Annotated in this window: 16 protein-coding genes; 7 read left to right on the top strand and 9 right to left on the bottom strand. The window is 59.5% G+C overall.

The window, feature by feature from the left end; genetic code table 11:
- The first annotated feature begins 64 nt into the window (after nt 1-64).
- Nucleotides 65-1273, top strand: coding sequence for a multidrug effflux MFS transporter (locus GOW04_RS03355; protein WP_171231544.1), 1209 nt, complete (start codon nt 65-67; stop codon nt 1271-1273).
- Nucleotides 1274-1331: 58 nt separating this feature from the next.
- Nucleotides 1332-2990, top strand: a complete 1659-nt coding sequence (locus GOW04_RS03350; protein WP_171231543.1) for a tetratricopeptide repeat protein — start codon at nt 1332-1334, stop codon at nt 2988-2990.
- A gap of 141 nt (nt 2991-3131) precedes the next feature.
- On the opposite strand, the gene mfd is transcribed toward GOW04_RS03350, so the two are convergent.
- Both mfd and GOW04_RS03340 read right to left on the bottom strand, forming a co-directional pair.
- Nucleotides 3132-6590, bottom strand: a complete 3459-nt coding sequence (mfd, locus tag GOW04_RS03345) for a transcription-repair coupling factor (RefSeq protein WP_171231542.1) — start codon at nt 6588-6590, stop codon at nt 3132-3134.
- Nucleotides 6591-6611: 21 nt separating this feature from the next.
- Complete coding sequence (locus tag GOW04_RS03340) at nt 6612-7136, bottom strand: component of SufBCD complex (RefSeq protein ID WP_152458141.1); 525 nt, start codon at nt 7134-7136, stop codon at nt 6612-6614.
- A 120-nt stretch (nt 7137-7256) separates the two neighbouring features.
- Here GOW04_RS03340 and hemB point away from each other — a divergent pair, with 120 nt between their 5' ends.
- The 4 genes from hemB to GOW04_RS03320 all read left to right on the top strand — a co-directional run bounded on the left by hemB (nt 7257) and on the right by GOW04_RS03320 (nt 12108).
- Complete coding sequence (hemB, locus tag GOW04_RS03335) at nt 7257-8255, top strand: porphobilinogen synthase (protein ID WP_171231541.1); 999 nt, start codon at nt 7257-7259, stop codon at nt 8253-8255.
- Between the two features lie 141 nt (nt 8256-8396).
- A complete protein-coding gene (locus tag GOW04_RS03330; protein WP_171231540.1) occupies nt 8397-8972 on the top strand; it encodes a YSC84-related protein in 576 nt (191 codons plus the stop codon).
- Nucleotides 8973-9140: 168 nt separating this feature from the next.
- Nucleotides 9141-11603 (top strand): penicillin acylase family protein, encoded by a 2463-nt coding sequence (locus tag GOW04_RS03325; protein ID WP_171231539.1) that lies wholly within the window; start codon nt 9141-9143, stop codon nt 11601-11603.
- Nucleotides 11604-11712: 109 nt separating this feature from the next.
- Nucleotides 11713-12108: a nuclear transport factor 2 family protein gene (locus GOW04_RS03320; protein ID WP_171231538.1), complete on the top strand. Its 396-nt coding sequence runs from the start codon at nt 11713-11715 to the stop codon at nt 12106-12108.
- Between the two features lies 1 nt (nt 12109).
- On the opposite strand, the gene GOW04_RS03315 is transcribed toward GOW04_RS03320, so the two are convergent.
- From GOW04_RS03315 to trkA, 5 genes are all read right to left on the bottom strand, one after another.
- The gene (locus tag GOW04_RS03315) at nt 12110-12415 is read right to left on the bottom strand and encodes a putative quinol monooxygenase (RefSeq protein WP_171231537.1); all 306 of its coding nucleotides are present in this window, start codon (nt 12413-12415) and stop codon (nt 12110-12112) included.
- Between the two features lie 20 nt (nt 12416-12435).
- Nucleotides 12436-13707 (bottom strand): GTPase HflX, encoded by a 1272-nt coding sequence (gene hflX / locus GOW04_RS03310; RefSeq protein WP_171231536.1) that lies wholly within the window; start codon nt 13705-13707, stop codon nt 12436-12438.
- Complete coding sequence (gene hfq, locus GOW04_RS03305) at nt 13707-13946, bottom strand: RNA chaperone Hfq (protein WP_005982826.1); 240 nt, start codon at nt 13944-13946, stop codon at nt 13707-13709. Before hfq ends, hflX begins: the two co-directional genes overlap by 1 nt.
- A gap of 132 nt (nt 13947-14078) precedes the next feature.
- Nucleotides 14079-15617: a TrkH family potassium uptake protein gene (locus GOW04_RS03300; protein WP_171167880.1), complete on the bottom strand. Its 1539-nt coding sequence runs from the start codon at nt 15615-15617 to the stop codon at nt 14079-14081.
- Nucleotides 15617-16993, bottom strand: coding sequence for a Trk system potassium transporter TrkA (gene trkA, locus GOW04_RS03295; protein WP_152458149.1), 1377 nt, complete (start codon nt 16991-16993; stop codon nt 15617-15619). Before trkA ends, GOW04_RS03300 begins: the two co-directional genes overlap by 1 nt.
- A 96-nt stretch (nt 16994-17089) precedes the next feature.
- Here trkA and GOW04_RS03290 point away from each other — a divergent pair, with 96 nt between their 5' ends.
- Complete coding sequence (locus GOW04_RS03290) at nt 17090-17569, top strand: hypothetical protein (RefSeq protein WP_171231535.1); 480 nt, start codon at nt 17090-17092, stop codon at nt 17567-17569.
- A gap of 18 nt (nt 17570-17587) precedes the next feature.
- Here the strand turns inward: GOW04_RS03290 and GOW04_RS03285 are convergent, their stop codons facing one another.
- Complete coding sequence (locus GOW04_RS03285; protein WP_152458151.1) at nt 17588-18997, bottom strand: sigma-54 dependent transcriptional regulator; 1410 nt, start codon at nt 18995-18997, stop codon at nt 17588-17590.
- A complete protein-coding gene (locus GOW04_RS03280; protein WP_171232034.1) occupies nt 18994-21258 on the bottom strand; it encodes a PAS domain-containing sensor histidine kinase in 2265 nt (754 codons plus the stop codon). Before GOW04_RS03280 ends, GOW04_RS03285 begins: the two co-directional genes overlap by 4 nt.
- Nucleotides 21259-21339: the final 81 nt, after the last annotated feature.

Below are 21339 nucleotides of genomic sequence, written 5' to 3'. Positions count from 1 at the left end.
TGCAAAATTCCAGTCTGGCCTATGCCGGCCCGCCGTGATAGCGCGAACGGGTTAGGAGTTCTTCATGGCCAATCGCATGTCGAAGGCGGAGTTCATTGCGCTGATCGCAATGATGTTCGCCACCATCGCCTTTTCGATCGATTCCATGCTGCCTGCGCTGCCCGAGATCGGCGCGCAGCTCAGTCCCGATGACGTTAACCGTGCCCAACTGATCCTGACGTCATTTGTGTTGGGCATGGGGATCGGCACGTTTTTCACAGGCCCGCTTTCGGATGCGCTGGGACGCAAGCCGGTCATTTACGGCGGCGCGGCTTTGTACATTGCGGCGTCTGCTGTCGCATGGGCCAGTTCTTCACTGGAACTGGTCTTGATTGCACGTGTGGTTCAAGGCCTGGGCGCCGCAGGTCCGCGCGTGGTGGCCATGGCGATCATTCGCGACTTGTATTCAGGCCGCGAAATGGCGCGGATCATCTCTATCGCGATGATGATTTTCACGTTGGTACCCGCGGCGGCACCGATGCTGGGCGCCGGTGTGATCGCTTTGTTCGGATGGCGCGGGATCTTTGTGTCTTTCATTCTGTTTGCGTTGATCATCATTTCCTGGATGGGCATTCGGTTGCCGGAATCTCTGGCCCGTGAAAACCGTCGTCCCTTCCGCGTTCCGTTGATGTTCTCGGCCACGAAGGAAATGTTCTCGCATCCGACCGTGCGCCTTTCGATCATGGTTCAGACCCTGTGCATGGGGGTGCTGTTCACCATGCTGACAATGGTTCAGCCCGTTTATGACGTTATCCATGACCGCGCCGAAAGCTTTCCGTTCTGGTTCGGGTTCGTGGCGCTGATGTCCGGGTCGGCCAGTTTGCTGAATGCGGCACTAGTGGTACGTGTGGGCATGCGCCGGATGGTGACATGGGCGCTGGGGGGGCAAATCCTGATTACCACCTTTGTCATGACCCTGAACGCCGCGCATCTTTCACCAGACGCTTCATTCGCGCTGTTCGTGTTCTGGCAAACCATGGTGTTTTTCATGGCCGGCGTGACACTGGGCAACCTGAACGCCATCGCGATGGAGCCGATGGGACATATTGCCGGAATGGCAGCCTCGGTCATCGGATCGATATCGACGGTGCTGGCCGCTGCCATCGCCGCCCCGATCGGGTTGTTGTTCGACGGTTCGATCGCGCCTTTGACCTTCGGCATCCTGAGCATGTGCATTCTGGCCTTCGGGCTTATGCTGCACATGGGCCGCGTTGAAGAACGTCTGCCAGCCTGATCTGTGCGACTCATCTGAATCACGCTACCCTCGACCTGAACCAAGCGGAGGGCTTCTGATGCGTGAATACTATGATCTGGGCAGCTATTCCTGTCCGGTAACGACCTCCGTTCCCGAGGCTCAGCTGTGGTTCGACCGCGGCCTGAACTGGACCTATGGGTACAATCACGAAGAAGCCGTGGTTTGTTTCCAGCGCGCAGCCGAACATGACCCCCAATGCGCCATGGCATATTGGGGCGTCGCCTACGCGGCGGGACCGAATTACAACCTGCCATGGGACTTGCAGGACGAGCGGGGACGCCGCAAGGCGCTGGCGCTGGCTTATGATGCCATGCAAAACGCCCTTCGATTGGCAGACGGCTGTACCCCTGTCGAGCAAGCTCTGATCCGAGCCCTCCCTGCGCGCTATCCGCAACGAGAGCCGGCAGAGGACATGCACCGATGGGACCACGATTTTGCCGAAGCGATGCGCGCAGCCTTCGCCGCGCACCGCGATCATGCGGACCTGCGCACGATCTACGTCGAAGCGCTTTTGAACCTGACACCCTGGAAAATGTGGGACCTGCAAACAGGTCAACCGGCAGAAGGCGCAGCAACGCTTGAAGCGCAAGAGGCGTTGGAATGGGCCATGGCCAACGATCCGGCCGCCATGTCACATCCCGGCCTGCTGCACCTTTATGTTCACCTGATGGAGATGTCGCCCACGCCGGAAAAAGCTCTGAAAGCCGGTGATGTCCTGCGCACATTGGTGCCTGATGCGGGGCACCTTGTGCATATGCCGACACATATTGATGTGCTGTGCGGCCATTATCACAACGTGGTGCACTGGAACGAAAAAGCCTCGGATGCGGATCTGAAGTATTACGAACGCGAAGGCGCGTTCAATATCTACACCGGATACCGCCAACACAACTATCACTTCGCCATCTACGGCGCGCTGTTTCTGGGTCAGATCGAACCTGCCCTGCGCGCCAATCAGGGTTTGTGGGATACAACACCAGAGGAGATGCTGCGCATCGAAAGCCCCCCTATGGCGGATTACTTCGAAAGCTACATGTCCATGGGGCCGCACATCCTGATCCGCTTTGGCCGCTGGGAAGAGGCAAAGGCGCTGGAACTGCCCTCCGATCCGGATCTCTACCGCACCCTGACGGCAACGACCCACTACGCCCGCGCCATCGCACATGCCGCAACCGGTGATGTTGTCCATGCCGAAGCGGAAGAGAACCTGTTTCTCGCAGCCAGGGAATGCGTTCCGGAAACACGCCGGTTGCACAACAATCGCGTGATCGACCTGCTGGAAATCGCGGGGGAGATGCTGCGCGGTGAGATCGAGTACCGAAAGGGCAATTTCGAAATCGCCTTTGCCCATCTGCGCCGCTCGGTCGAACTGGACGACACCCTGCCGTATGACGAGCCCTGGGGCTGGATGCAGCCCACCCGCCACGCGCTTGGCGCATTGCTGTTCGAACAAGGTCATGGCGCAGAAGCAGAAGCCGTCTATCGCGAAGATCTTGGTCTTGGCGGCTCGCTCAGCCGCGCTTCGATCCATCCCGACAACGTCTGGAGCCTGAAGGGGTTGTACGATTGCCTCAAAGCCCGCGGGGAAGTTGTTGAAATCCGACAGATCAAACAACGCCTGGATCTGGCTCTGGCCCGTGCTGATCGGGCGGTTGCAGCGTCTTGCTTCTGCGCGCAGGCTGCAATGCAAGTATAGGCGGGATCGCGCTGCCGCGCGATGCCTCCGGCGGTGATACTTTCAGCCAGATGAAGCTGGGATCCGTGACTTCATCTGGCCGTAAATATCCCGGGGGAGATACGCGGAACGCGCATCGGGGGCAGAGCCCCATCCTGCCTATCAACCAGCCTTGGTCTTCTTCTTTTCCGCGACCACTTTTTCAGCAAGGTCGCGGGCAATCGCAAAAGCCCCTTTGATCTTGTCGCTGTCTTTCTTCCAATCCCGGCGCACGACGATCTTGTTATCCTTGACCTTGGCCATGCCGCGCTGGTTCTGAATGAATTCAACCAATCCCTGAGGGGATGCGAACTTGTCGTTGTGGAACTGGATCGTCGCGCCTTTCGGGCCTCCGTCCAGTTTGGCGATGCCCGCCCTTTTGCACATGGCCTTGATGCGCACGACCAGCATCAGAGTATTCACCTCTTTCGGCAATTTGCCGAAACGGTCGATCAATTCTGCGGCAAAACCTTCCAGCTCAACCTTGGTCGACAGCGACGACAGACGTCGATAGAGACCCAGACGCACGTCCAGATCGGGTACATAGTCCTCGGGGATCAGAACCGGGACGCCCAGATTGATCTGCGGGGCCCATTGATCGTCAGCATCCGACAGCCCCTCCATCTCGCCCGCCTTGATCTTGGCAATCGCTTCTTCCAGCATCGATTGATAAAGCTCATAGCCCACGTCGCGCATCTGACCGGATTGTTCCTCACCCAGCAGGTTACCTGCGCCGCGAATATCGAGGTCTTGAGACGCCAGCGTGAACCCGGCGCCCAGCGTGTCCAGCGAGCCCAGAACCCGCAGACGTTTCTCGGCCGTAGCTGTCAGTTTCTGCCGTGGCTTGGTGGTCAGATAGGCATAGGCCCGGGTTTTGGACCGCCCCACCCGGCCCCGGATCTGGTAGAGCTGCGCAAGACCGAACATATCGGCGCGGTGCACGACCATCGTGTTCGCCGTTGGAATGTCCAAACCGCTTTCCACAATTGTCGTCGCCAGCAGCACATCATACTTACCGTCATAAAACGCATTCATTCGGTCATCGAGTTCACCCGCCGCCATCTGGCCATGTGCAACAACATAGGTCAGTTCCGGCAACTGGTTTTTCAGGAACTCCTCGATCTCGGGCAGGTCCGAGATGCGCGGAACCACGTAGAAACTCTGCCCGCCGCGATAGTGTTCGCGCAGCAGCGCCTCTCGGATCGTGACCGCGTCGAATTCGCTGACATAGGTTCTGATCGCCAAGCGGTCGATGGGCGGTGTGCCGATGATCGACAGATCGCGCACCCCGGTCAGCGACAATTGCAAGGTTCGCGGAATCGGGGTTGCGGTCAGGGTGAGAACATGGATGTCACTGCGCAGTTGCTTCAGCCGTTCCTTGTGTCCCACGCCGAAATGTTGTTCTTCGTCGATGACCAGTAGACCCAGATTGTGAAACCGTATGTTCTTGGCCAACAGCGCATGGGTCCCGATCACGATATCGACCGTGCCCTTGGCCAGCCCCTCACGTGTCTGCTGCGCCTCTTTGGCCGAGACGAAGCGCGACAATTGCCGCACTTCCAGAGGGAAGCCGCGGAACCGTTCCCTGAAGCTTGCAGCGTGCTGTCGGGCAAGCAGTGTTGTCGGAGCCACGACCGCAACCTGCACGCCGGACATGGCCGCGACAAAGGCGGCACGCATCGCAACCTCGGTCTTGCCAAAGCCGACGTCGCCACAGATCAGGCGATCCATGGGGGCACCAGAATGCATGTCTTCCATCACATCCGAGATGGCGCGCAACTGGTCATCGGTTTCCTGATAGGGGAAACGCGCGCTGAACTCCTCCCACGCGTGCGGCGGTGGGTCCATCACGGGGGCTTTACGCAAAGCACGTTCCGCCGCGATGCGGATGAGCTTGTCCGCCATCTCGCGAATGCGCTCTTTCAGCTTGGCCTTCTTGGCCTGCCAGGCGCCACCGCCGAGTCGATCCAAGAGCCCTTCGTCATGGCCGTATTTCGACAGCAGTTCGATGTTTTCGACCGGTAGGTACAACTTTGCCTGCTCGGCATATTCCAGCAGCAGGCATTCATGGGCGGCACCGGCGGCCGTGACGACCTCCATCCCTATATAACGACCAATGCCGTGATCCACATGCACCACCAGATCACCGGGGCTCAGTGATTGGGTCTCGGTCAGGAAATTCTCGGCCTTGCGGCGTTTTTTGGGTTGGCGGATCAGCCTGTCGCCCAGAACGTCCTGTTCGGCGATCACCGTCAGGTCTGGCGTCTCAAAACCGTGTTCCAGCGCCCAGACGGCAAGGTGCAGGCCGCGCTTTCCGATGCGCGTTCCATTGGCAATGGGAATCGCCTCGGCCAGACCTTCATCCTCGATCAGGCCAGTCAGACGTTCGCGCGCACCTTCTGAATAGGACGCGATCAGCACCGGACCTTTGTCAAGCTTGGCGCTGATGTGGCTGGCCAAAGCACCGAACAGGCTGATGCTTTCCTGCTGACGTTCCGGAGCAAAGTTGCGCCCAATCCGCCCACCGGCATCGATGACACCCGGTCCCGAGGCCTGCGGCAAAGGACTGAACTGCATGATGCGCCGATCCGCAACAGCCGCCTCCCACGCGGCATCATCCAGATACAGCAGCCCCGGAGGTGTGGGTTTATAGACCGTATCCATGCGGGATCGGTTTTCCAGCGCCAGACGCCGGGTTTCGTATTGATCGGCAATCGTCTCCCATCGGGCCAGTCTGGCCGGTGTAACCTGATCATCGACGGTGATCGTGGCATTCGGCAGATAATCAAACAGTGTTTCAAGCTTCTCGTGGAAGAAGGGCAGCCAATGTTCGATACCCTGATGCTTGCGACCGGCGCTTACCGCTTCGTAGAGCGGATCATCCGTGCCCGCGGCGCCGAATTCGATCCGATAGTTCTGGCGGAACCGCGTGATGGCCGCATCATCCAGAATGACCTCGGACACCGGCGCAAGTTCAACCACGTCCAGCTTTTCGGTCGTGCGCTGAGACACGGGATCAAAACGGCGCGCGCCGTCCAGTACGTCTCCGAACAGGTCCAGACGGACTGGGCCCGATTCACCCGGCGGGAAGATGTCGATGATACCGCCGCGAATGGCGTAATCGCCTGGCTCCATCACGGTGGGGCTTTGCGTGAAGCCCATGCGCACCAGGAAGTTGCGTAGCGCGGCCTCATCTATGCGCTGATCGACACGGGCGGTGAACGCAGCTTCGCGCAGCACGTCTCGTGCCGGGACGCGTTGGGTTGCCGCATTCAATGTCGTCAACAACACGAATTTCTGCGGCATCTGGTGAACCAGCGCCGCCAGCGTCGCAACGCGGGCCGCTGAAATGTCGGCGTTGGGTGACACCCGGTCATAAGGCAGACAATCCCAGCCCGGAAACACGAAGACCGGCATGTCGGGGGCAAAGAAGGCCAGTGCCGCGCGCATCGCCTCCATCCGCTTGTCGTCACGTGCGACATGGGCCACCGGCCCGTTGCTGCGGGCGATTTCGTTCAGCACAAGCTGCGCGTCAAACCCTTCGGGGGCGCCGCCAACTGTCACGTGGTTCGGAGCCTTCATCGCCTCGCCTTTCAGATTTTGCTATCCCAGAACGCCAATCGAGATGTTCTGATACATGCCCCAGAACGAAGTGACCAGTATCGAGATCATGCCTATGATCTGGGTATAGAGCCGGCAGCGCGCAATGGTTTTCGAAACGGACTCGAGCGTCAGTTCCTGCCGCCGCAATCGTCGCGCGTGCACGATGTTCACCACCAGAACAAGCGTCAGTGGAAACAGAAGAAGGAACACGGCCTGCGCGAACTCGACGCCGTAATAGAACCCAAGCGTGGCCAGCCCGGTGAACAGAAAACACCCGAAGGCCAACAGGATGGTGCCTGACATGTCGACGATCAACAAGATCCGGTTGGTGTGTATGCGAACGATGTCCAGTAGGTCGATCTCGACCTGCCCGCCAATGCGTCGGGCACGCACCACCAGATCGTAGGGAATGCCCATTACCCAGTGACTCGCCGAAGACCAGACAACCGCCAGCACGATCCAGAACCAGAGATTCGAAAAGCTGCGCATGTCGATGACTTCAAAGATCGAAGAGTACCAGTCCAAACCCAACCCTTTATTCAAACCACTCAGGGAGGATTGGCCACGCTGCCGCGTCCATTGATACCCTTGAGACCTTTGTGAATTCATGCCACCCAATGCACGAATGTTCAAGGAGAACGCACCATGAAACCGACCATTGCCCCCTATCCCATGACCCGCTTTCGGCGTGCCCGTCAATCCCGGGCAATCCGCGGACTTGTGCGCGAGAACACCTTGACCACGGACGACCTGATCTGGCCCGTTTTCGTCCGCGACGGCGAAGGGGTTGAAGAACCCGTTCCCTCGATGCCGGGCGTGGTGCGCCGGTCGGTGGATCTGATTGCAAAAGCGGCCGTCGAAGCACAAGCGCTTGGAATCCCGGCGATATGCATCTTTCCCTACACGGATTCCGCGCTCAAGACCGAGGATTGCGCCGAGGCCTGGAACCCCGACAACCTGTCGAACCGGGCCATCCGGGCGATCAAGGCGGCAGCCCCCGACATTGCGGTGATGACGGACGTGGCGCTGGACCCGTACAATATCAATGGTCATGACGGCTATGTCGTCGACGGAGAGATCGTGAATGATCAGACCATCGAAGCGTTGGTCAAGATGACCCTTGCCCAGGCCGATGCCGGTGCCGACATCATCGGACCGTCTGACATGATGGACGGCCGGATCGGGGAAATGCGCCGCGCATTGGAAGGTGCCGGGCATCACAACGTGATGATCCTCAGCTATGCCGCGAAATACGCCAGCGCTTTTTACGGCCCCTTCCGCGACGCCGTCGGCGCCTCGGGCGCGCTGACCGGTGACAAGAAAACCTATCAGATGGACCCGGCCAACTCGAACGAAGCCCTGCGCCTGATCGAACGCGATCTGACCGAAGGCGCGGACATGGTGATGATCAAACCCGGAATGCCCTATCTGGATATCTGCCGTCGTGTGAAAGACAGCTTTGGTGCGCCCACCTATGCCTATCAGGTTTCGGGAGAATACGCGATGATCCAGGCGGCCGCCCAGAATGGCTGGATCGACGGAGAAAAGGCGATGCTGGAAAGCCTGCTGGCCTTCAAGCGCGCCGGGTGCGACGGTATTCTGACCTATTTCTCGCCTCAGGTTGCCCGCATCCTACAGGGCTAAAACCCCGAAGAGTCGCAACTTTTCGCCGACAAGCCCCCTTGAGCGGGCAGCTTTCCCGTGACACAACGCCGTAATCGGCGTATCCTTGCCGGCAAGATCGGGATCACCCGACACATCAGGCACAGTTACAGAGAAAAAACCATGAGCAGTTCCAACTCCCCCCGACTGAACCGTCGCGGCTTTGCCTTGGGCATGGCAGGCCTGTCCCTGACCGCCGCCTGCGGCAACGGCGTCGGCAATTCAAACTCGGCCACGATCGACGCCCGCGTCGATGCCACGCTGACCGAAATGTACACCCGGTATCCCAACACCGTGGAAATCGCAAACAAAGCCAACGGCATGTTGGTTATGCCCCTGATCACCGACGCCGGATTGATCTTCTTTGGCGGTGCCTACGGCCAAGGCGCGCTGCGCATCAACGGCGCCACGGTCGATTACTATTCTGCAATTTCAGGAACCGCAGGTCTGCAAATCGGTGCGCAGCAATATGCGCATATCCTGTTCTTCATGACCGAAGATGCGCTGAACGATTTCCGCCGTTCCAGCGGATGGACAGCCGGTGCTGACATTGGATATGTAGTTGACGCAACTGGGAATTCCTTGTCCACGGACACGACAACACTGCGTTCGCCGGTGCTGGCGGTGGTCTTTGGCCAGGCCGGTCTTAAATTCGGCGCGACCGTCGAAGGTACGAAATACACCCGCATCATCCCATAACCCGGATTACCACTTCCCCCACACACGGCCCCGTCGCAGCACAACACTGCGGCGGGGCATTTGATTACAACCCTTCCCGCGCAGGTTCTTGCCGCGTTCCTCTTTCGGTTAGACCGACCATCCTCTAGTCTCTGCGCTACATTCATCTGAACAAGAATAGGGGCAGTAATGGGTCTTGTTTTCCGCTGGCTGGTGCGCATCGCGTCGGGTCTGATCATCCTGATCCTCGCCGCCATGGGCCTTGTCTATTTTCTGGCCAGCCAATCCCTGCCGGACTATGACCAAACGCTTGAGGTCGAAGGTCTGACCGCCCCGGTCGAGATCGTACGCGACACCGCCAACGTACCGCATATTCTGGGCCAGACCGATCCCGATGTGTTCTTTGGATTGGGATATGCCCACGCACAGGATCGACTGTGGCAGATGACGGTCATGCGCCGTACCGCGCAAGGCCGTCTGTCCGAGGTCTTTGGCCCGCGCACGCTTCACATCGACAAGCTGCTGCGCAGGTTGGACCTTTACGGGCTGGCCCACCGATCAGTCGAGGTGCAGGACGATTATACCAAGGCCGCCTTGCGCGCCTATTCCGCCGGGGTCAATGCCCGCCTGACCGAGATCAACGAAGAGGCGCTGGGTCGCGGCGCACCCGAGATGTTCCTGTTCAACGCTCCGGTCTCGCCCTGGCAACCGGGTGACAGTATCGCAATAATCAAGCTGATGGCGCTGCAACTGTCAGGCCACCTGACCGATGAAGTTCTGCGCGCGCGCACGTCCTTGATGCTGAACAACCCAGAACGTCTGGCCGACATCCTGCCCGACGTTCCCGGACCCGGCATTGCCGCGCTGCCCGAATATGCCACCCTGTTCCCAGATCTTCCGCGTTATGTGGCGGGAACGGACATTCCCGAAACACCTCTTTCACCCCTTCCCAAACGTGGTCTGGCCGGAGCTTCTAACGCCTGGACCGCCGCGCCGTCACGTTCTGCAAGTGGCGGGACTCTGTTGGCCAACGACCCTCATTTGGGTTTCACTGCGCCCGGGATTTGGTACCTGGCACATCTCGGCCTCGAAAAAGGCGGTGTCATCGGGGCCTCGATCCCTGGTGTGCCCGCCATCATGACCGGACGCAGCGACCGGCTGGGATGGGGGCTTACATCCTCGTATCTTGACGATCAGGACGTTCATATCGAGCAGCTGAATCCTGACAATCCCGAGGAATACCTGACCCCGACCGGCTTCAAGGAATTCCAGACCCGCCCTTCGATCATCGAGATCAAGGGGGAAGCTCCGGTAACGCTGACCCTGCGCTGGACGGACAATGGGCCGGTGCTGCCGGGCACGGATTACAAGCTGGAAACCATCACGCCGCCGGGCCATGTGGCATCGCTGTCCTGGACGGCGCTCAGCCCGCAGGACACGTCGATGTCGGCGTCCATGGCGCTGATGAACGCCGACAACGTGGAACAGGCCATCGCAGTCGGTGAGCAGTTCATCGCGCCTTCTCAGAACCTGTCGCTGGTCGACAAGACGACAATCGGGATGAAGCTGATCGGCGCCATGCCGCGGCGTGATCCGCTAAACCAAAGCCGGGGGCGCATCCCCTCGCCCGGCTGGATCGAGGCCAATCGCTGGCAAGGCCGCCTGCCCTATGCCGACAACCCGGAATTCGTGGCCCCCGTCGGCGGCGTTCTGGGCAACACGAACAACAAGATCATCGACCGCCCGTTCCCGGATCACGTCTCGTATGAATGGGGCGATACGCAGCGCGTGCATCGTTGGGAGCGCCTGATGCAATCGCGCGAGGTGCATACCCGCGACAGTTTTATCGAGGCACAGCTGGACACTGTCAGCTTTACCGCGCGGTCCCTGCTGCCGCTGATCGGTGCCGATCTTTGGTTCACCGGGGCTTCGGCCCCCGAAGGAACACCGGAACGCCAGCGCCAGATCGCGCTGTCGCTGCTTGCGGACTGGAACGGTGAGATGAACGAACACCTGCCCGAGCCGTTGATCTATGCGGCCTGGCTGCGTGCGCTGCAAATCCGGCTGATCTCGGACGAGCTTGGGCCTCTGGCCAGCGAATACAAACATGTCGAACCGCTGTTCATCGAACGGGTCTATCGCGACATTGACGGCGCGGGTGTCTGGTGCGACGTGATCCAAAGCGCACCGGTCGAGACATGCACCGAAATGGCGCGGCTTGCGCTGGACGACGCGCTGATCTGGATCTCTGAACGATATGGCAGCGCGCTTGAATCCCTTCGTTGGGGCGACGCGCATCAGGCAACTCATGATCACCCCGTGCTGGGCTCTGTCCCGATATTGCGGTTTTTTGTGAACATTCGCCAATCGACCAGCGGCGGCGACAACACATTGCTGCGTGGTCGAACATCGGGGGAAGGGCCTGATCCGTTCCAGAATGTGCACGGCGCCGGGTATCGCGGGGTTTATGACTTTGCCGACCCCAACAGCTCGGTCTTCATTACAGCGACCGGGCAATCGGGTCATTTCCTGTCGCGTTACTATGACGATCAGGCGCAGCTGTGGCGGCGTGGCGAATACATACCCATGTCACTGGATCTTGATCTGGCCCGCGCCGCGGCTGTCGGGGTAACCAATCTGATCCCGCGATAATCCGCCTATTCGGCAAGTCCCCGCCCTGTTCGCGGGGGCATCGTGGCACCCACAGCTTTATTCGCCTAACATAACGGCACCGATCATGTGGGACCAAAAGGGGGCGAGTATGGCCAGCATTCGGGATACTCTGAATAACCTCGCGCGAGACTACGCAATAGCCTGGAGCTCAGGTGACCCCGACGCGGTTGCCGGCTTCTTCGCGTCAAACGGGCAGGTCACCATCAACCGGGGCGACCCGATCGAGGGGCGCGCGGCGATCGCCGACATGGCCCGGAGTTTTTACGCGGATTTTCCGGATCTCGAGCTGCGTTGCGACATGATGCGATGGGCCGGATCTCATGCCATATTCGTCTGGACCCGCGAAGGGCACCATTCCGTAACCGGCAATCACGTCATAGCGCGCGGCTGGGAAGAGTGGGAACTGACGTCAGATTACCTTGTACAATCATCATCGGGCTGGTTCGACGCGGACGACCATCAACGGCAAATAGACGGGGCCTGACTCACCGTCTGCCGGATGCGCGTTCCATCCTGTAGTCCCGCGGTATCCCCTGAGTGACCCGCGACCAGTCAGACGCCCGTGTCCGGGCCTGATGTGCATCGAAAGCCTGCTGATCCGCAAACACTTCTGACACGTTGAACCGACCCGGACAGGTCTGATCCTCGATCACGTCGAAGGATATGCAGCCCGGTTCCGCACGGGTCAGTTTCACATGGTCCGGCAACGCCGCGCGCACCTCTTCCAGCCGGTTCGCAGGCACATCGATATGGCCGGTCAGGAACACTCTTTGGTCCGGCTTGTCAGACATGAACAGCCCCGTCGCCAGATCTACAACGAGTCAAACTGAGCCGCCTGTTTGTCGGTCCACAATACCGTGATGCGGAAACCGTCATCGGTCTGTTCTTCTGTACGCACCACATCCTGGCGGAACAACCAGGCCCGCTTGTCCCCGTCCGAGAAAGACAGATCCAATACCGCCTCACGCCGTGCACCTTGCAGATGCATCGCGATCTCGGACAGCAACGGCGCGATGCCTTCCCCGGTTACAGCCGAAATCGCGAATATCTCAGGATCTCGGTCCGCCCGCGCCAGCGTCGCCTCGCGCTCATCGGCGCTCAGCAGGTCTATCTTGTTCCAGACCTCAAGCCGGGGCCTCTCTTCGTCGACGCCCAGCGAGGTCAGGATCGCCTCGACATCCTGCGCCTGCGCCTCTGTTTCCGCGTGGCTGATATCACGCACATGGACGATCAGGTCGGCCCCCAGGACTTCTTCCAGCGTGGCCCGGAATGCCGCCACAAGCTCGGTCGGGAGGTTCGAGATAAAGCCCACCGTGTCCGACAGGATCACTTCGGGGCCGTCGGGCAACTGTACGCGGCGCATGGTCGGGTCCAGCGTGGCGAACAGCATGTCCTTGGCCATCACTTCGGCCCCGGTCAGGTGATTGAACAGCGTGGATTTACCCGCGTTTGTGTAGCCCACGAGTGCGACGATTGGATAAGGCACCTTGGCCCGGGCGGCCCGGTGCAGTGTCCGGGTCTTGACCACCTTCTGCAACTGCCGCCGCAAGCGCACCAGTTGTTCGTCAATGGCGCGGCGGTCGGCTTCGATCTGGGTTTCGCCGGGTCCGCCGACAAATCCCAAACCACCGCGCTGACGTTCAAGGTGGGTCCACGCCCGTACCAGCCGCGTCCGCTGATAGCTGAGCGCGGCCATCTCGACCTGCAACACGCCTTCCCGCGTGCGGGCGCGATCGCTGAAAATCTCAAGGATCAAGCCGGTCCGATCGAGGATCTTGACCTTCCACGCCTTTTCCAGATTGCGCTGTTGCACCGGGGTCACCGGCCCGTCGATCAGAACCAGTTCAACCTCGTTGTCGCGAAAACGCTCGCCAAGTTCTTCAATCTTGCCGCTGCCGAACAAATACCCGGCCTGCGCGCGTTGAAGTCGCACGACTTCTGACCCGATCACGTCCAGATCGGGCAATGCGGCGGCCAGTGCCACCGCCTCTTCCAGCGCCGGTTCGGGGACACGGCGCTGTTCGTCTGATTTGATTTCGGGATGCAGCACCCAGGCCCGGGTGTGCGCCCGCTCATGTTCCATCAAGAGGCGTCTTCGCCCTCATACAGGTTGATCGGCTGTGACGGCATGATGGTCGAAATCGCGTGTTTGTAGACCAGCTGCGACTGTCCGTCGCGGCGCAACAATACGCAGAAATTGTCGAACCAGGTGATGACACCCTGCAATTTCACACCGTTGATCAGGAAAATCGTGACCGGAACCTTAGCTTTCCGTACATTGTTCAGGAAGGCATCCTGAAGATTCTGTCTGTCCGAAGCCATATTTTTATAATCTCGCCATTGTTCTTGCTACGCGCTGCGGACCAACGCGCTCCCTCCGGCAGAGTATGGAGTGCTACGCACAGATATTCCAGATGAAAAATCAGGCGTTAGCCGCCGCATGATGTGCCCGGCTCAATCCCGCCAAAGCGACGGGGTGATCAGGGCGATGATCGCCAGCGTTTCCAGACGCCCGATGACCATGGCCGCGCACAGCGTCAGCTTGGCGCCAGCAGAAAGATCGATCAGTCGAATTGGTACGTCGGTGGCCAACTCGATCAACGGCCCCGTCGTACTGAGCGTGGCCACGCTGAGCACCATGGCTTGTTCGAACCCGGACCCCATCGCCGCAAGCAATAGGTTGAAGACCGCAAGGGTCAGCGCAAAAAGCATCAGAAAGATCCAGGCGATGAACGCCCCGTCGCTTTGAATGCGGCGATTGCCACCCCCTGCACCGCTGACGGACGAGGGATAGATCAGGCGGTCGATCTCTCGTGCGCCATTCAGATACAGCGCGAAGACCCGCAACAACTTGACCCCTCCGGCCGTCGTCGCGACCCCGCCGCCGATCAGTGCCAGCCCCATCAACAGCAAACCGGGCGTTCCCAAACCCGACAGTTGCTGTGCGTCGTTCCAGTTCGCGCTTTCGAATCCGGCCGTCGTCAGGAAAGCCAGAACGGTGAACAGCATCCCCCAGATGACTTGCAACGCCTGCATTGGTTCCATTTGACCACCGATTTCCGTCACGCCCGCGACAACCCGGAAGAACAACAGGATTGCGACAGCAAGGACAATCATCAGACCAATGCGAAACTCTGGGTCCGTATCCAGACGGGAATAGCCTGTTGTCGCGGTATCCTTCGAAAAAGTCAGACGCGAGAGAGCAAAGAACAGGAACAGAAACAAGATGGCTTCGCCCGTAAACCCGGCCTGCGCCCCTTCCATGCCGCCGACCGGAGAGATTCCGGACGTGGCCATCACTGCCATCGCATGGCACACGGCCGTCAGACCGACTTCACCGGCGATCAGAAGAAGAACCCAGATCACGGTCGTCAGCCCGACATAGACTGGCGTCAGGGTCCTGGCGACACGGATCAGACGGCCTCGCGGGTCCACGCGCTCGCTCTGTGCCACCCCTGACACCGGGCGCCCCGGCTGGCCTTTGGCAGTGACCTCGAACCCACCAAGCGACAGCGGCGCAAGGATCGCCGCAGCGGCGATCCACATCAGCAGGCCGCCCATCCAACCGACCATGGCGCGCCACAAATGCAACGGGGCCGTCAGGCGGGCCGGATCTGGAAACAGGTCCGCCCCCGTGGTCGTCAGAGAGCTGACCATATCGAAATAGGCGTTCAGAAAGGTGGTCGTTCCAAGTGCGTCGTGAAATGGGATCGCCAGAAAGATGGGTAGCAGCGTGAAACAGGCCAGCATCACCGCCAGCTGCCCCAACGTGCCGCGCCGGGGTATGCGGTTGGAGGACGCCATCGCGATGGTGGCAACCAGAAACAAGCCCAGGATCCCGGAATACAGAAAGGATCGTGACGTGTCGTGATCGTCCAGAGCCAACGCATAGATCGCTGGAATCCACATGGTCAGGGATGCAATGCCCCAGATCAGCAGGAACAACGGCAACCGCCGCAACAATCCAACCTGTTGTGTCCCTGCATGCGCCATCAGAAGAAATCGATTGAAACCTGCATCAGGCGTTCAACCTCTGGTACGTCCTTGGCCATGGCAAAGATTGCGACCACATCTTTTTCATCGATCCGCAGGCTGCCTGTCGGTCGCAAAACCTCGTCTCCCTTGCGGACCGCGCCCACAAGCACCCCCTCGGGAAAGTCGATATCGCGCAGACGTTGCCCGGCCATAGGCGAGGTTGACAGAACCTCGGCCTCGATCACCTCGGCCTCGGCGTCCCCTATGGAATAGACCTGACGCACCCGTCCATGCCGGATGTGCCGCAGGATCGAGCTGACGGTCGTGGCCCGCGGGTTGATATAGGCATCGATCCCCAAAGGCCCCATCAGGGCCACCATGCTGGGATCGTTGATCAATGCAATCGCCAGAGCGCAGCCTTCGGCCTTGGCACGCACCGCAGCCAGCATGTTCGTACGGTCGTCATCCGTAACTGCCAGCATCGCATCGGCCCGCTCGATCCCCGCTTCGCTCAGCAACCCGGCATCCAGCCCGTCGCCATGCAGCACGATCGTCCGTTCCAGAGCTTCGGCGGCAAGTTCAGCGCAATGGCGGTCGCGTTCGATGATCTTGGCCCGCACGCGGCTTTCGCGTTCTTCCAGCGTTCTGGCCACTTCCAGCCCGACATTTCCGCCGCCCACGATCACCACGCGATCCTGCCGCTTCTGCGCCTTGCCGAACACCTCCATGGTGCGATCCACGTCCTTGACGTTGGTAAAGACATAGCATTCATCGCCCACGAACAGCTGATCCTCGGATTCGGGAGCGAACAGCGTGCCTTCGCGCCGCACCCCAACCACGATGGAACTGAGGGTCGAGAACAGATCCGTCAGCTGCCGCAACGGTGTATTCACGATCGGGCAATCCTCTTCCACCCGCACCCCAAGCAGCTGCGCCTTGCCGTCCATGAAAATCTCGGTGTCAAAGGCGGATGGGGCGGACAGGCGGCGCATGGCGGCGGCGGCAACTTCGCGTTCGGGGCTGATCACCACATCAATCGGCAGATGATCACGACGGTACAGATCCGAGTGGATCGCCTCGAGGTAGGATTTCGACCGCAGGCGCGCGATCTTGCGCTGGATCGAAAAGACCGAATGCGCCATCTGGCAGGTGACCATGTTCACCTCATCCGAATGGGTGGCGGCAATGATCATGTCAGCGTCACGGGCCCCTGCCCGCTCCAGCACGTCCGGATAACTTGCAAACCCGGCGATCCCCTGCACATCAAGCGTTTCAGTCGCCCGCCTTACGAGGTCGGGATTGTTGTCCACGACGGTAACATCGTTCAGCTCGCCCGAAAGATGCCGCGCGATCTGCCAGCCGACCTGACCCGCACCGCAAATAATGACCTTCATGCTTCTGGCCCTTCTGCCTGAAAGGATTGAATGACAGATGCCCCCAGAGCGGTCAATTGAATTGTCATCGCAGCCCGGCTGCGGCAAGATAAGCACATGAAAACGCTGTTTCCCATGCTGTTACCTTTGATGGTGCTGATTTCTTGCGGACCACTTTCGCTTTACTACCGCGAAGGTGAAACCGTATCGCGCCTGCAAAAAGAGACCACTCAGTGCCAGCTGAAGGCGGTCAAAGAGGTGCCGGTAGCCAATCAGATCCGCCAAAGCCCGCCAACCTACTGGCCGGGGCGTACATATTGCGATGGCAGGGGTCATTGCTATCGATCACCCGGCTGGTGGCAGCCCGGCCGTGTTTATACCGTGGATGTGAATCAGGGCCTGCGCAACACGGTCGAAGCGCAATGCATGGCCCAGAAAGGGTTTCGACCCGTAAGCCTGCCGCCATGCAAGCAGAACGTAAAATCACGCGTGCCCGCAACGCGAACAACCACTTTGCCACCACTCAACAGCGCGTCGTGTTTTGTAAAATTCGATGACGGCTCATTTCAGATCATAACGCCTGGTCAGGCCGGCTGAGGCCGTGCGACCGGCAGATTATTCTGCCGGTTCGGGTTCATCGATTTGCGCCACGCGCGCACCGGATTTGTTCGAAGTCACCACGCCCAGAGATTTCAATTTCCGATGCAGGGCGCTGCGTTCCATGCCTACAAAGCTGGCCGTGCGGCTGATATTGCCGCCAAACCGGTTGATCTGTGTCAGCAGATACTCTCGCTCGAACGCCTCGCGGGCTTCGCGCAACGGCAAGGTGGCCAATGCGCCAGACAACACGACACGACCTGAATCTTCTGCCTTTTCTTCCTCGTTGGGCAACTCACGCGCCTCAATCGGGCCGGAGCCATCGCCAAGGATCAGAACCCGCTCGATCAGGTTTTTGAGCTGGCGCACGTTGCCGGGCCAGGTCATCGTCTGCAACAGCGCGACAGCCTCTTCCGAAAGTTCCCTGATCGGCAAACCCTGAGTTTCGTTGCACATCTCAATAAAGTGCTGCGCCAGAACCGGGATATCTTCGCGCCGATCTTCCAGTGACGGCACGGCAATCGGGACGACGTTCAGACGGTGGTACAGCTCTTCCCGGAACCGTTCAGCCGCGATTTCTTCGTCAAGATCCTTGCTTGTTGACGAGATCACGCGAAGGTCCACGCGCACCTTGTCACTGCCACCGACACGCTGGAACTGCTGGTCCACCAGCACCCGCAGGATTTTTGATTGTGTCCCAAGGGGCATGTCGGCAACTTCGTCAAAATAGACCACGCCTCCATGCGCCTCTTCCAGCAAACCCGATTCCACGCCGCGTTCTGCCGATTCCCGGCCAAACAGCACCTCTTCCACACGTTCGGGTTCGATCCCGGCGCAGTTTACCGTGACAAATGGCGCGTTGGCGCGATTTGAATGGGCATGGATGTACCGTGCTGCAATCTCTTTGCCTGACCCAGCTGGGCCGCTGAGCATCACGCGGCCATTCGACTTGGTCACCTTGTCCAACTGCCCCTGCATGGCGCGGAACGCGGCGGATTTGCCGATCATGTCGGAATTATTGACTTCTTTCCGCTTCAGAGACGCATTCTCGCGACGCAGGCGAGAGGTCTCCATCGCGCGGCGGATCACCACCATCAACTGGTCTATGTTGAACGGCTTTTCGATAAAATCATAGGCGCCCTGCTTGATTGCGGCGACGGCAATTTCAATGTTGCCGTGGCCCGAAATGATCACCACCGGCACATCCGGGTTGTCGCGTTTCACCGCTTTCAGGATGTCGATGCCATCCATGCGGCTGTCTTTCAGCCAGATATCCAGGATCAACAACCCCGGCGGTTCAGAGTTGATTGACGCCATGCACTCGTCCGAGTTGGCCGCCAGCCGGGTTGAATAGCCTTCGTCCTCCAGAATGTCGGACACCAGCTCGCGAATATCGCGCTCATCATCTACGATCAGAATGTCACTCATCTTTGGCCTGCTTTCAGTTTGTTGGTTCTAATTGCCTGCTTCTGTGGCGCTGCCGTTTGGGACACAGTAACCCCCGGCAATCGGATCACGGCCATCGCGCCAAAATGGTCCTGTCCGTCAAACACGGGCGCATCCTCGAGGGTCAGCGCGCCGCCATGCTCTTCAATGATCTTCTTGACGATGGGCAGGCCCAGCCCGGTCCCTTCGTCACGTGTCGTTACATAGGGCTCAAACAGCCGTGCCCGATCCTCGGGCAGGCCGATCCCGTTGTCTGCAATGGTTATGACCGTACCCGCATCATCACTGGTAACTGTCACTTTGATCTGTGGCTGAAGGATGTCGGGCGCCCCTTTTTCCTTAAGGGTTACAATGGCTTCCCCGGCATTCTTGATGAGGTTGGTAAGCGCCTGATTCAGCATGGTTGCATCCACATCAGCCATGATGGGCTGTTGTGGCAGATCGGCATCAATCTGCACATCCGGCTGCCCGGCCTGTTGCAGCAGGACCGCCTCATGCACCAGATCAACAAGGTTTTCTTCCCTGCGTTCAGGTTCAGGCATCCGTGCAAATTTCGAGAATTCATCCACGATGCGACGCAGGTCGTTGGTCTGCCGCACAATCACGTTGGTCATCGAATCCAGGCTGCTGCTGTCTTCCTCGTCTAGTTTGCGCGAGAACTTGCGCTTGATCCGTTCCGCGCTCAGCTGGATCGGGGTCAGAGGGTTCTTGATCTCATGCGCGATGCGGCGGGCCACGTCACCCCAGGCCGCCATCCGTTGGGCGCTGACCAGATCGGTGACGTCATCGAAGGCAACCACATAACCTTCCAGGCCGCCATCTTCTCCGCGACGGATGGCCATGCGGACCAACAGGTTCTCAAGCCGTCCCTTGCGGGTCACTTTGATTTCGCCCTGAACGGCCTCTTGCCCGCTGTCCTTCAAACTTTCGAACAGGGGCAGAAATTCCGGCACCGCAATGCCGATGGCCAGATGCTGCTCGCCCCCGGTCCAATCCAGCAACCGCTCGGCCGAACGGTTCACGAATGTAATGCATCCTTCCGGGTCCACCCCAACGACACCCGAAGTGACCGAGCTGAGCACCGAATCGAACAGACGGCGCCGGCTTTCAATTTGCCGCGTGTTCTCCAACAGCGTATCGCGCTGTCCTTTCAACTGCCGGGTCATCTGGTTGAAATACCGGCCCAGCATCGCGATTTCGTCGTCGCTGGCCTCTTCAATCACCTGGACGCTCAGATCACCGGCCCCAACCCGCTGCGCCGCGGTGGTCAACCGCCCCACGGGACGCGACAGCCGTTCCGCAAACCACATGCCCAGGGACATTGCCGCAAGGATCAGGATCAACGCAAAGCCCAGATACAACAGGCCGAACTCGAACAGCACCCTGCCCCGTTCGCTTTCCAGTTGCTGATAGAACTGTGCCGTTTCCTTGGTATCGTCCAGCAGCGTCAACAACTGCCCATCCACCTCGCGGCTGACATAGAGATAGCGATCCAGATAAGCCTTCAGAGGAACCAGCGCGCGGAACTCGTTGTTGGGCCAGTCGGCGATGATCAGCAGGCCCTTGTCGGTGGCTTCTGCAATCTGCTCGGGGGTTGGGGCTTCGTAGTTGAACAGGTAGGACCGGTCCCCGCGCGATTTGATTTCGCCACCACCGTCGATGACATAGGCTTCGCGCAGCCCCCGTTGAATCTGAGCTTGCCCCTGCGCCAGAACTTCGCGCAGTTCAGCGTCGGAGATATAGAAGTCCAGCGATCGTGCATTATCCAGATATCGCGCAAGAACAGACGCGTCTTGCGTTAACCCTCGGCGGTGTTCCAGTTCATACGCTTCTGCCGCGGTCAGCGAAGACCCAACAACCTGACGCACGCGGTCGGAGAACCAGCCCTCAAGGCCGATATTGACGGTCAATCCGGCAAAAATCGCCACGGTCACGGTTGGAACCAGCGCCAGCAGAGTAAACGCCCCGATCAGGCGCAAATGCAGGCGCGAACCCGCCGACTTGGCCCGACGTGCGGCAATCAAGCTGCCAACCTGCCCAAGCACAAGTGCAGCGACAACCAGAACGTATACGAGATCGGCCAACAGAATCAGCCGCAAAGTCGGTGCAGTGGCGCCAAGATCGAAAGGACCGATGACAAGGTAAGTGGCCAGCGCCAGAACAGGCCCCATGAGAACCAGGCCAAACGTGCCAAAATTGCGCAGTTTCCGTGATTTACGCCATCGACTGATCGATGGGATCATCCCGCTCTGTGCTCGGGTTGCCACTGTCTGCCCTCATCCTGATGTGCCGCTTGCGCGGCTTACCGCCATATATCGTGATCT

The organism is Ruegeria sp. HKCCA4812, from assembly GCF_013034245.1.
Classification (GTDB): Bacteria; Pseudomonadota; Alphaproteobacteria; order Rhodobacterales; family Rhodobacteraceae; genus Ruegeria.
This window is presented reverse-complemented; position numbering and strand designations above follow the sequence as displayed.

Bases quoted from the DNA above. Each gene is read 5' to 3' on its own strand.
- GOW04_RS03355 (WP_171231544.1), top strand. From the start codon at position 65: ATGGCCAATCGCATGTCGAAGGCGGAGTTCATTGCGCTGATCGCAATG.
- GOW04_RS03350 (WP_171231543.1), top strand. From the start codon at position 1,332: ATGCGTGAATACTATGATCTGGGCAGCTATTCCTGTCCGGTAACGACC.
- mfd (WP_171231542.1), bottom strand. From the start codon at position 6,590: ATGAAGGCTCCGAACCACGTGACAGTTGGCGGCGCCCCCGAAGGGTTT.
- hemB (WP_171231541.1), top strand. From the start codon at position 7,257: ATGAAACCGACCATTGCCCCCTATCCCATGACCCGCTTTCGGCGTGCC.
- GOW04_RS03330 (WP_171231540.1), top strand. From the start codon at position 8,397: ATGAGCAGTTCCAACTCCCCCCGACTGAACCGTCGCGGCTTTGCCTTG.
- GOW04_RS03325 (WP_171231539.1), top strand. From the start codon at position 9,141: ATGGGTCTTGTTTTCCGCTGGCTGGTGCGCATCGCGTCGGGTCTGATC.
- GOW04_RS03320 (WP_171231538.1), top strand. From the start codon at position 11,713: ATGGCCAGCATTCGGGATACTCTGAATAACCTCGCGCGAGACTACGCA.
- GOW04_RS03315 (WP_171231537.1), bottom strand. From the start codon at position 12,415: ATGTCTGACAAGCCGGACCAAAGAGTGTTCCTGACCGGCCATATCGAT.
- hflX (WP_171231536.1), bottom strand. From the start codon at position 13,707: ATGGAACATGAGCGGGCGCACACCCGGGCCTGGGTGCTGCATCCCGAA.
- hfq (WP_005982826.1), bottom strand. From the start codon at position 13,946: ATGGCTTCGGACAGACAGAATCTTCAGGATGCCTTCCTGAACAATGTA.
- GOW04_RS03300 (WP_171167880.1), bottom strand. From the start codon at position 15,617: ATGGCGCATGCAGGGACACAACAGGTTGGATTGTTGCGGCGGTTGCCG.
- trkA (WP_152458149.1), bottom strand. From the start codon at position 16,993: ATGAAGGTCATTATTTGCGGTGCGGGTCAGGTCGGCTGGCAGATCGCG.
- GOW04_RS03290 (WP_171231535.1), top strand. From the start codon at position 17,090: ATGAAAACGCTGTTTCCCATGCTGTTACCTTTGATGGTGCTGATTTCT.
- GOW04_RS03285 (WP_152458151.1), bottom strand. From the start codon at position 18,997: ATGAGTGACATTCTGATCGTAGATGATGAGCGCGATATTCGCGAGCTG.
- GOW04_RS03280 (WP_171232034.1), bottom strand. From the start codon at position 21,258: ATGATCCCATCGATCAGTCGATGGCGTAAATCACGGAAACTGCGCAAT.